Origin of the sequence: [Roseibacterium] beibuensis (assembly GCF_039542305.1) — a bacterium.
GTDB classification, from domain to species: domain Bacteria; phylum Pseudomonadota; class Alphaproteobacteria; order Rhodobacterales; family Rhodobacteraceae; genus Roseibacterium; species Roseibacterium beibuensis.
The window spans coordinates 1-10,336 of sequence record NZ_BAABHW010000010.1 but is presented as its reverse complement, the minus strand read 5'-3'; the positions used below and the strand labels follow the sequence as shown (position 1 = coordinate 10,336).

The 10,336-nt window shown below is 65.0% G+C and carries 13 protein-coding genes; 12 read left to right on the top strand and 1 reads right to left on the bottom strand.

Annotated elements, in window-relative coordinates; all coding sequences use genetic code 11:
* The 5 genes from ABD923_RS18990 to gph all read left to right on the top strand — a co-directional run.
* A partial coding sequence (locus ABD923_RS18990) for a hypothetical protein (RefSeq protein WP_345229575.1) occupies positions 1-228 on the top strand: 228 nt, incomplete at its 5' end.
* A gap of 338 nt (positions 229-566) precedes the next feature.
* On the top strand, positions 567-1,253 hold the full coding sequence (gene rpe, locus ABD923_RS18985; protein ID WP_259555302.1) for a ribulose-phosphate 3-epimerase: 687 nt from the start codon (positions 567-569) through the stop codon (positions 1,251-1,253).
* 16 nt (positions 1,254-1,269) lie between these two features.
* On the top strand, positions 1,270-1,395 hold the full coding sequence (locus ABD923_RS18980) for a hypothetical protein (RefSeq protein WP_405048351.1): 126 nt from the start codon (positions 1,270-1,272) through the stop codon (positions 1,393-1,395).
* A gap of 13 nt (positions 1,396-1,408) precedes the next feature.
* Positions 1,409-1,963, top strand: coding sequence for a thioredoxin family protein (locus ABD923_RS18975; protein ID WP_259555303.1), 555 nt, complete (start codon positions 1,409-1,411; stop codon positions 1,961-1,963).
* The gene (gph, locus tag ABD923_RS18970) at positions 1,960-2,616 is read left to right on the top strand and encodes a phosphoglycolate phosphatase (protein WP_259555304.1); all 657 of its coding nucleotides are present in this window, start codon (positions 1,960-1,962) and stop codon (positions 2,614-2,616) included. Before ABD923_RS18975 ends, gph begins: the two co-directional genes overlap by 4 nt.
* 148 nt (positions 2,617-2,764) lie before the next feature.
* Here the strand turns inward: gph and ABD923_RS18965 are convergent, their stop codons facing one another.
* Complete coding sequence (locus tag ABD923_RS18965) at positions 2,765-3,787, bottom strand: zinc ABC transporter substrate-binding protein (protein WP_259555305.1); 1,023 nt, start codon at positions 3,785-3,787, stop codon at positions 2,765-2,767.
* Positions 3,788-3,843: 56 nt separating this feature from the next.
* Between ABD923_RS18965 and ABD923_RS18960 the strand changes: the two genes are divergently transcribed.
* The 7 genes from ABD923_RS18960 to ABD923_RS18930 all read left to right on the top strand — a co-directional run bounded on the left by ABD923_RS18960 (position 3,844) and on the right by ABD923_RS18930 (position 9,998).
* Complete coding sequence (locus ABD923_RS18960; RefSeq protein ID WP_259555306.1) at positions 3,844-4,389, top strand: Fur family transcriptional regulator; 546 nt, start codon at positions 3,844-3,846, stop codon at positions 4,387-4,389.
* On the top strand, positions 4,386-5,174 hold the full coding sequence (locus ABD923_RS18955; RefSeq protein WP_259555307.1) for a metal ABC transporter ATP-binding protein: 789 nt from the start codon (positions 4,386-4,388) through the stop codon (positions 5,172-5,174). The genes ABD923_RS18960 and ABD923_RS18955 overlap by 4 nt, the downstream gene beginning before the upstream one ends.
* Entirely contained in the window at positions 5,174-5,983 is an 810-nt protein-coding gene (locus tag ABD923_RS18950; protein WP_259555310.1) for a metal ABC transporter permease, read from the top strand. Before ABD923_RS18955 ends, ABD923_RS18950 begins: the two co-directional genes overlap by 1 nt.
* A gap of 175 nt (positions 5,984-6,158) precedes the next feature.
* Positions 6,159-7,139, top strand: a complete 981-nt coding sequence (locus ABD923_RS18945; RefSeq protein ID WP_259555312.1) for a murein L,D-transpeptidase catalytic domain family protein — start codon at positions 6,159-6,161, stop codon at positions 7,137-7,139.
* 132 nt (positions 7,140-7,271) lie between these two features.
* Positions 7,272-8,285: a D-cysteate sulfo-lyase gene (gene cuyA, locus ABD923_RS18940; RefSeq protein ID WP_259555313.1), complete on the top strand. Its 1,014-nt coding sequence runs from the start codon at positions 7,272-7,274 to the stop codon at positions 8,283-8,285.
* Complete coding sequence (gene cuyB, locus ABD923_RS18935; protein WP_259555314.1) at positions 8,285-8,989, top strand: cysteate racemase; 705 nt, start codon at positions 8,285-8,287, stop codon at positions 8,987-8,989. The genes cuyA and cuyB overlap by 1 nt, the downstream gene beginning before the upstream one ends.
* Positions 8,990-8,993: 4 nt before the next feature.
* Entirely contained in the window at positions 8,994-9,998 is a 1,005-nt protein-coding gene (locus tag ABD923_RS18930) for a YeiH family protein (protein WP_259555316.1), read from the top strand.
* Positions 9,999-10,336 lie beyond the last annotated feature (338 nt).

The following is a 10,336-nucleotide window of genomic DNA, read 5'->3' as shown; positions in this document are numbered from 1 at the left end:
CAAATGTTGTGCCGCGCTACCCATCCGCTTCGTCCGCGTCAGACCCGCTTGGCGTCCCGTCAGCGCCTCAGCGCCGCCGGTGAAGGGGTGTTTACGGATAGCGCCAAAGACCCGCAAGTGGTTTTTTCGGATTTTTGCAGAAAAACGGCATTCTGCCCAAAAAACATGCGCACGACCCCGTTCCGAGCAGACATCTGGCAGGCCGAGAAACGCCGTAAAGGGCAATAAAACTTGGGCAAACCGCCAGCCAAACGCCCCCTGCCCCGCAAACTGCCCTCTCTTGTCTCTTTATGGCGAAGCCTCTGACCGCGCCGTGGGTAACGCAGGGGCACTCACCCCGACACGGGCTGACACCGACTCGATTGCACGAGTCGGAGACTCGGGAGGAGGACTTGCCCGCCTCCCCTTGCACACCAAGAACCAGAATCGCCGCCAAGCACCGCTGGTTCGCATCGACCACGACGATATGGCGAAACGCTACGAAGGCGGTTCCCTCGCCGTCTGAAATCCGCGAAACAACCGGGGCACGCCGAGCCGTGTCCCGGCCCTTTCTATGGAGATACCCCATGTCCTTCGATCGCACCGTCAAGATCGCCCCATCGATCCTTTCCGCCGATTTCGCCAATTTCGGCGCCGAGATCCGCGCCATCGAGGACCAGGGGGCCGACTGGGTTCATGTGGACGTGATGGACGGGCATTTCGTACCGAACCTTACGTTCGGCCCGCCGGCGGTGAAGGCGTTTCGCCCGCATGTGAAGACCTTCATGGATGTGCATCTGATGATCGCGCCGGTCGATCCCTATATCGAGGCCTATGCCGAGGCCGGCGCGGACATGATCACCGCCCATGTGGAGGCCGGCCCGCATATCCACCGCACGCTTCAGGCGATCCGTGCGCAGGGCGTGAAATCGGGCGTGGTCCTGAACCCCGGCACCCCGGCCGAGGCCGTGGCCGACGTGCTGGACCTGTGTGACATGGTGCTGATCATGACCGTGAACCCCGGCTTCGGCGGTCAGAAGTTCATCCATTCCGGCGTCGAGAAGACCCGCAAGATCCGCCAGATGATCGGCGACCGGCCCATCCACATCCAGATCGATGGCGGCATCACGCCGGAAACCGCCCCGCTCGTGGTCGAGGCCGGGGCGGATGTCCTCGTGGCCGGATCGGCCGTGTTCAAGGGCGGCTCGGTCGACAACCCGGAGGTCTACGGCCAGAACATCGCGGCGATCCGGGCGGCGGCGAATGGCGTTTGAGGCGCCCCTCCAAGACGTGAACGGCACGCTCGCTGAGCCCAAGGACTTGCACCGCCGCGCCTTCAACGCGACCTTCGCGGATCACCACCTCGATTGGCGTTGGAGCCGCGATGAGGGCCTCACCCGCCTGATGACCGCGTAGGAAAGGACCGATCATGGCCGTCTCTCCCCCCGTTTGCGAGTTCGGCTGGCACGCCCCCGATTTCGCCCTGCCAGCCACCGATGGGAAAACCTACACGCTCGCCGAGATCGCCGGCCCCAGGGGCGCCCTGATCATGTTCATCTGCAACCACTGCCCCTATGTGCTTGCCGTTCTGGACCGCATCCAGCGGGACGCCTCGGACCTGCAAGAGATTGGCATCGGCGTTGCGGCGATCTGTTCAAATGATGCCGACGCCTACCCCGCCGACAGCTTCGAGAAGATGGCGGAACTGGCGCAGGAGCGCGGGTTTTCCTTTCCCTACCTGCATGACGAAACGCAAGAGGTCGCCCGCGCATGGAACGCCGCCTGCACACCGGATTTCTTCGGGTTCAACGCGGAGGGTGGTCTGCAATACCGCGGACGCCTCGATGCCTCGGGGAAAAACCCGGCCCCGGCAGATGCGCCGTGCGATCTGTTCGAGGCCATGAAACAGGTGGCGGACACGGGCCAGGGCCCGCGCGACCAGATCCCGTCCATGGGATGTTCGATCAAATGGAAAGCAGCATGAGCGGCGCGATTGTCTTTGACCTCGACGGCACGTTGATCGACAGCGCGCCCGATCTGCATGCAGCCGCCAACCGGATGCTGGCCGACTGCGATAAACCGCCCCTGCCCCTGGAAAAGATCACCAGCTTCATCGGCAACGGTATCCCGAACCTCGTGCGCCTGGTGATGGAGGAGCGCGGAATACCCTCCGCCGAGGAAGAGCGGATGAAGGCGTCGATGCTGGCCCACTACACCGCGCATCCGGCGGACCTGACCCGACCTTACGCGGGTGTGGTCGACGTCCTGACGGCTTTGAAGGCGGCGGGCCACCCGCTTGGCGTCTGCACCAACAAGTTCCGCGCGCCCTCGGTCCAGATCCTCGACGCGCTGGATCTCAGCCGCTTTTTCGACGTAGTGATCGGTGGCGACAGCCTGCCGGTGAAAAAGCCCGATCCCGCCCCCCTGGTCGCGACCTTCGAGGCGCTGAACGCCGCGCCCTTCCTTTATGTCGGCGATAGCGAGGTCGATGCCGACACGGCACATCGCGCGAAGATCGCCTTTGGCCTGTTCTCAAAGGGATACCGCAAGACCCCGGTCGAGGATTTGCCCTGCACCTTCGTCTTCGACGAGTTCACGGCCCTGATCGGCCATATCCGGGATCTGCCCCAACCCTGAGACCGGTCCCGGAGAATTTGACGGCGGCCCGGCGGCTCTCGCCCCCTTTTCGGATGAGCGAGCCCGCTTTTTGACACGACGACTCCGACACCTGCCGGACTCTGCAAGGCCGATGCAGGTCCGCGCGCCCTACCCTGTCAGGTTTGTTTCAGAGACACCCGGACAGCGAGTTCGCAAGGTTGCGGATAAGCTGCGGGTAGAGGTCAGGCCCCGGTTCGAGATCGGAGCCCAACGGATCGAGCACCGCCGTGTTGGCCTCGGTGCCGTCCATGACCGTCGCAACAAGGCCGGGGTCGAATTGCGGTTCGGACAGCACGCACTGGATGCCCTCCTCGGCAATGCGCCCCTGGATATCGGCAATGCGGGCCGGGCTTGGATCCGCTGCATCGGCGACAGAGATCGCGCCGGACGCGGGGAAATCGAAATCCGCCTCGAAATACTGAAAGGCGTCATGGAACACCACGAAGCGCATGCCGCGCAGCGGGTCGAGCGTTTCGTTTACCTCTGCCACGAGGGCATCGAGTTCTTCGCGCGCCTCGGAAGCGTTTGCATAGTAGGTGCCGGCATTCTCGGGATCGGCCGCGGAGAGTTCAGCCGCGATTACGTTAAGCCAGACCGCCGCGTTGCGAGGCGAAAGCCAGACATGAGGGTCATGGTCGCCATGCGCATGATCATGGTCATCGTCGGCATGATCTTCGTGATCATGGTCATGGTCGTCAGCATGTTCATCATGCTCGCTGTCGTGATCATGATCGTCTTCGGCGTGGTCCTCATGGTCATGATCATCGTCGTCGCCATGAGAATGGGCCTCGAAAAGCGCATTTTCGCGGAAATCGAGCAGGGTCATCCCATCGGCTTCGAGCAATGTCGTGACATCGGCGTCGCCGGCGAGCGTTTCGACCGCGCCTTCCATCCAGGGCGCAAGGTCCTCCCCGATCCAGAAGACAAGGTCGGCTTCTTGCAGCGCCGCCGCCTCGGAGGGGCGCAGGCTGTATTCATGCGGCGAGGCCCCGGGCTGAACGATCAGGTTCGGCTCTCCAACGCCTTGCATGACGCGCGCGACCAGCGAATGCACCGGGGCGATATCGACAGCAACGCGCGGGACATCGGCCAGGGCGGTGCCGGCCATCAAGCTTGCAGCCAGCGACAGGGGAAACAGGTTTCTGGACATTCGGGCCTTCCTGTGATCTTATAACGTCACGATGCCGATACAAGAAATGAGATAACATGACAAGAGCCGTGGCAGAGATCACCGATGCGCCGAGCCATGATCCGGTGGGGTTCGAGGTACATGACCACCGCCAATGCGTTCAGGCCGGACTTGCCGCTGCCGAGGCACGCTGCGCGGCTGAAGGCCTGCGGTTCACGCCCGTCCGGCGCGCGGCACTTGAAATCCTGTTGAGCGAACACCGGGCAATGGGCGCCTATGAGCTTCTCGACCGGCTGCACGCGGCAGGCTTCGGATCGCAACCGCCCGTCGCCTACCGCGCCTTGGACTTCCTCGTCGCCAACGGCTTCGTGCACAAGATCGAGCGGCTCAACGCCTTCATCGCCTGCGCCCATCCCGGCGCAAGCCACTCGCCTGCCTTCCTGATCTGCCGGATCTGCGACGCGGTGGCCGAGGCGCAATCCGCCCCCGCCCGCGGCACCCTTGGCGACGCCGCCCGCGCGACCGGGTTCCAGATCGAGCGCACGGTCGTCGAAGCGGTCGGGATATGTCCGGCCTGTGCCGCCAAGGCCGCCGAGGCCGAGCCCGAGAAGCCCCTCGCATGAACCTTGTCGATGTCGAGAAATTGAGCGTCCGCTACGGCGCAACGCAAGTCTTGCGCGACATCTCCATGCATGTCGCGCCGGGCGAGATCGTGACCATCGTGGGGCCGAACGGGTCCGGCAAGACAACCTTGTTGCGGGCCATCGTTGGCGCCGCGCGCATCAGCGGTGGGCGCATTACCACCGCGCCGAACCTCGTCCTGGGCTACGTGCCGCAAAAGCTTCATATCGACCCGACCCTTCCCATCACGGTCGAGCGGTTCCTGCGCCTGCCGGGCGGGGCGACCCGGTCCGATATCGAGGCCGCGTTGAGCCGCGCCGGTGTCGCGCAGCTCACGCATCGGCAGATGTCGGAGCTTTCGGGCGGACAGCTGCAACGCGTATTGCTGGCCCGCGCGCTGGTGACGAAACCCGACCTGCTGCTTCTGGACGAGCCGACGGCGGGCCTCGATCAACCCGGCTCGGCGGACTTCTACCAGCTGATCGACGACGTGCGGCGCGAATTCGGCTGCGCCGTTCTGATGATCAGCCACGAATTGCATGTCGTCATGGCCTCATCCGATCGGGTCATCTGCCTCAATGGGCATGTCTGTTGTCACGGAACGCCCGAGCATGTGTCCTCGGCGCCGGAATATCGGGCGCTCTTCGGCACCGGAACCCACGGGGCGCTCGCGCTCTACCGGCATGAACATGACCACCAGCATGGGCATGACCACACCCACGATCATGGGCACGACCACGATCACGGGCACACGCACACCCATGACAGTCACGAGGCGGCCGAGTGATGCTGGACGATTTCATGACCCGCGCGACGCTGGCCGGGATCGGCGTGGCCTTTGCAGCCGCCCCGCTCGGCGGGTTCGTCGTCTGGCGCCGTATGGCCTATTTCGGAGACGCGACGGCCCACGCCGCCATTCTTGGCGTTGCCCTGTCGCTTGCCTTGCAGATCTCCATCTTTGCGGGCGCCATGGCGCTTGCCCTGACCATGGCCCTGACGGTTTCCGTGCTCAGCGGGCGCGGCTATGCGATGGACACGCTTCTGGGCGTGCTGGCCCATTCCGCGCTCGCGTTCGGCTTGGTGGCGGTGTCCTTTCTTTCGGGCATTCGCATTGACCTTATGGCGTATCTTTTCGGCGACATCCTCGCCGTATCGCGCCTTGACCTCGCCGTTATCTGGGGCGGCGCCGCGGTTGTCGTGGCGTTGATCGGCTGGCGATGGTCAGCGCTTTTGACGGCCACGTTGAACGAAGAACTCGCCTATGCGAGCGGGATCGACCCCAAGCGCGAACAACTGGTGCTCACCCTGGCGCTTGCCATCACGGTGGCGGTCGCAATCAAGGTCGTGGGCGTCCTTCTGATCGCGGCGATGCTTATCATCCCGGCTGCCGCGGCGCGCCCCCTTGCGCGGACGCCCGAAGGCATGGTGCTGATCGCCGCCGTGATCGGCGCGGCCTCGGCAGTGATCGGCCTGCGGGCGGCCTACATCTTCGACACGCCGGCCGGGCCGTCGATCGTTTGCACCGCGGCGCTGTGTTTCGCTGCGACCAGCCTGTTCCGCGTTGTGCGGGCCACGTCAGCGGGTCACTCGGACTGATCCGAAAAGGCTGGTTTGGCTCGCAGCGCGCTCGTGCAGGGGGCATCGCCTGCAGCCACGGCAGACTTGCACGGTCCAAGTTCGATGAAACGACGGCGAGGAAACTTGCCAAGTTTCGGTCCATTCCTGTTATCCTGTTGCCCGGAGCGGAGGACCAACGCGCAGGAGACGCCCAATGATACGCTGGACAAAGCGCCTGACCATCGCGGCCTTGGGTGCCTTGGCCGCTGCCGCCCCGATGCCGGCCGAAGCGACCCCGTTATCCGCTGAAATCCCGTCATGGCTGCAACAGCATGTCGGGACGGGCGAAGGCCAGATCGCCCCCGTCGTGCTCGAACGGGCACGCGCGCTTTACATGGAGCAGGTGCGCGGGGGCGGCATCCAGAACCCGTGCTATCTGGCCATGGACGCGACACGTCCAAGCTCGTCCTCCACCGGCGGTCCGGGTCAGCGGTTCTACATCATCTGCGAGGCCGAAGAATCCTTCCGCGCGGTCTCGTCCGGTTATGGCAGCGGTCGCTCCCTGCCCGCAGCGGACTTTTCCAACGAACGGGAATGCGCGCAGAATTTCAGCAATGCCGAGGGGTCGAACCTGACGATGGGCGGTGCTTACCTCACGGCCGAGACGCGGACCTCCTTCAAGGGCTACTTCACCGAGGATGGCGAACGGGTGCCCTTCCACCGCACCTTTCTGCTGTTCGATGGCATGGGCGAAACCGACAACGCCCGTGAGCGCGAAATCGGCGGCCATGTCGCGATGTTCCTGCGGTGGCAGTGCCGCTTTAGCGCCCCGGACAGTCCCGACGCCGATGCAGAGGGCTACGTCCCCTATGGCAACCTCGTGAATTACACCGGCGGGCGAAGCAACGGGTGCACCACATGGTCCGAAGAGGTGGCCGAAGACATCATGTCCCGGGTCGAGGGAGATCCGACAACCCTCTATATCTATCCCGAGTCCGGCGACATCACCGCGGTTGCAGACGCCGTGGCCGGCCAGAGGCCACTATCCGAAGAAGGCCTCTACTGGAACGCTACCTGCCTTGGCGCGATTGGAAGCCCGCGGTTCTGGACGCGGGAGACCCTGCGCCCGATCATCGACCAATGGCGCGCCTCCCTGCCCGAGCCAGCGCCGCTGGAACTGCCGATCTGCCCGTGAGACGGACGGGGCGGGATCGCAAGACCAAGAGATGATCTATGCGCCCGGCAGGATGGAGGCCGGTATTCCAATTTGAATTCCCGGCCAATGCCGCTCATGGTGCCGATCGTGCAACATTGCAGGAGTCCGCCCATGCATCTCGCCCGTTTTCCGCGCGTCTTTCTCGCCCATCTGCCCACGCCGTTGGAACGGCTCGACCGGCTGAGCGCCGAGCTTGGCGGGCCCGAGATCTGGATCAAGCGCGACGATTGCACGGGGCTGTCGACCGGCGGCAACAAGACCCGCAAGCTGGAATTCCTGATGGCCGAGGCGCAGGCGATGGGCGCGGACACGGTGATCACGCAGGGCGCGACCCAGTCGAACCATGCGCGCCAGACCGCGGCCTTCGCGGCCAAGCTGGGCATGGGATGCCACATCCTGCTGGAGGATCGAACCGGCTCGAACGATCCGAACTACAACCACAACGGCAACGTGTTGCTGGACCACCTGCACGGCGCCGCCACCGAGAAACGGCCCGGCGGGCTGGACATGAACGCCGAGATGGAGACGGTGGCCGAGGCGATGCGCGCCGAGGGCAAGACCGTCTACACCATCCCCGGCGGCGGCTCGAACCCGACGGGCGCGTTGGGCTACGTCAACTGCGCCTTCGAGCTGGTCGGTCAGGCCAATGACCGCGGGCTGGTGATCGACCATCTCGTTCACGCGACCGGTAGCGCGGGCACGCAGGCGGGCCTGATCACGGGGCTTAAGGCGATCAACGCGCAAATCCCGCTTCTGGGCTTCGGCGTGCGCGCGCCCAAGGACAAGCAGGAAGAGAATGTCTACACCCTCGCCTGCGCGACCGCCGAGAAACTGGGCTGCCCCGGAGTCGTTGCGCGCGAAGACGTCGTGGCCGACACCGGTTATGTCGGGCCGGGCTACGGCATCCCGCGCGCGGACACGATCGAGGCGATCCGCATGTTCGCCGAGCTGGAGGGGATCCTTCTTGACCCCGTCTATTCCGGCAAGGGCGCGGCGGGGCTGATCGACTATTGCCGGAAAGGGAAATTCAAGAAGGGCGAGCGCGTCGTCTTCCTGCATACCGGGGGGGCGGCGGGCCTCTTCGGCTATGACGCGGTTTTCGCCGATGGGGCGACGGCGGGCTGATGACCTCGCCCTTGCGCCGGATCGGCATCCTCGGAGGGATGGGACCCGAGGCGACGGTCCTTCTGATGCAGAAGGTGATCGCCGCCGTTCCTGCCAAAGACGATGCCGACCATATCCCGCTTCTGATCGATCAGAACCCACAGGTGCCCTCGCGCATCGCGCGGCTGATCGAGGGAACGGGCGAGGACCCTGCCCCGGTGCTGGCCGCGATGGCCCGGCGCCTCGAACAGGCCGGGGCCGAGGGTCTGGCCATGCCCTGCAACACGGCGCATCACTATGCGGACGCGATCCGCGGCGCGGCGACAGTGCCCTTTCTCGACATGGTGGCGCTGTCCGTCGCCCATGCCGTGGAGTTGGCGGGGCCCGGAGCCTCCGTCGGTATTCTCGCCTCCCCTGCCGTGCGGCGCGTGGGCCTGTTCGACGCCCCCTTTGCAAAGGCCGGGCTGACGCCGTTCTATGCAACGGACGAGGACGCGACCCTCGCCGCGATCCGCGCGATCAAGCGCGATGGGCCGACCGCCGAGGCCCGCGCCGCCCTGCGTGCCGCCTCGACCGCCCTACTGGACCGTGGGGCCGCCGTTCAGATGATCGCCTGCACGGAGTTTTCGCTGGTCGCCGATGCTGTGGCCGACGGGGTCACGGGTTTCGATACGCTCGACCGGCTGGTCGCCGCCATCGTCGCGTTTTCGCGCGGCGCGGATTGATCCCGTGCCGTCCCGCGCGATCACGATCAACGGCGCAACGGCCTGGGCTTCGACGCATTGGCGCGGCGTTCTGATCGCCGCGATCATCGCGCTGGCCGCAAAGTTCATCGCAAACACCTATGGCGCACCGGCGATGCTGTTCGCGCTGCTGATCGGCATGGCCTTCACCTTTCTCGAGGCCGAGGAAAAGACCGCGCCGGGCATCGCCTTTGCCGCGCGCAGCCTGCTGCGCATCGGCGTGGCCCTGTTGGGGCTGCAACTGACCTTCGCGGATATCTCGCAGCTTGGCGTGGTGGCCATGATCGGGGTGGCTGGCCTTTTGGCCACGACGCTGGCCTTCGGCGCGCTCTCTGCCCGGCTGGCGGGTGCGCCGGTGGCCTTGGGCCTTCTGACCGGCGGCTCGGTCGCGATCTGCGGCGCCTCCGCCGCGCTGGCGATCTCGGCCATCCTGGTGCCCCGCCACGCCGCCGAAAAGGACGTGCTGGTGACGGTGGTCGGCGTGACCGCCTTTTCCACCATCGCCATGATCCTCTACCCGGTGATCTTCGCCAGCCTCGGCTTTTCCGAGATCCAGAGCGGCTACCTCGTCGGGGCGACGATCCATGACGTCGCGCAGGTCGTGGGCGCGGGCTATTCCATCAGCGAGGACGCGGGCGACATCGCGACCTTCACCAAGCTCTTGCGCGTCGCGCTCTTGCCCATCGTGCTCCTGGCGATCGCGCTGAGCTTCCGGCAGGAGGCCGGCGGCACGCTGCGCCTGCCGTGGTTCTTGGTGGCCTTTATCCTGCTGATGCTGCTTGGCAATCTCGTGCCCCTGCCCGAGACGCTGCTGCTCTGGATCGGCGAGGCCACGCGGTTCCTGTTTCTTACGGCCATTGCCGCCCTCGGCATGAAAACCTCGCTCGGCAGCCTCTTTCAAACCGGAAAACGCAGCATCGCCCTGATCGCCGTGCAGTCCTTGTTCCTTTTGGGGTGCGCCCTCGTCGTCGCGCGCTACGCGCTGGTGTGACCAAGGGGTTGAAACGCCAAGCAGAGTGGCGTTCGTCTTATCGCCAAGGCCCCTGCCCATTGGTCTTGAGCGACCGGTTTCCAGGCCGCGTTGCAGGGTGCCCAGAAAGCCTTGCACAGGGCGCGTGATCGGAACCTGCTGCACCCGGACGGCTGAGATCTGCACTGACCTGCCCCAATGAACTGGTCCGGTTTCAGTCTTGGTGCATGACGTTTGCTCTGCTCCCTGAAAATTGGATCGGTTGAAGCTGGAGTTTTCCGCTAAGTTTCCCAGGCTGGGAGAGGAGCGGAATCGCATGAAGGCATCGAAGTTCACGGAGGCGCAGAAGGCGTTCATCC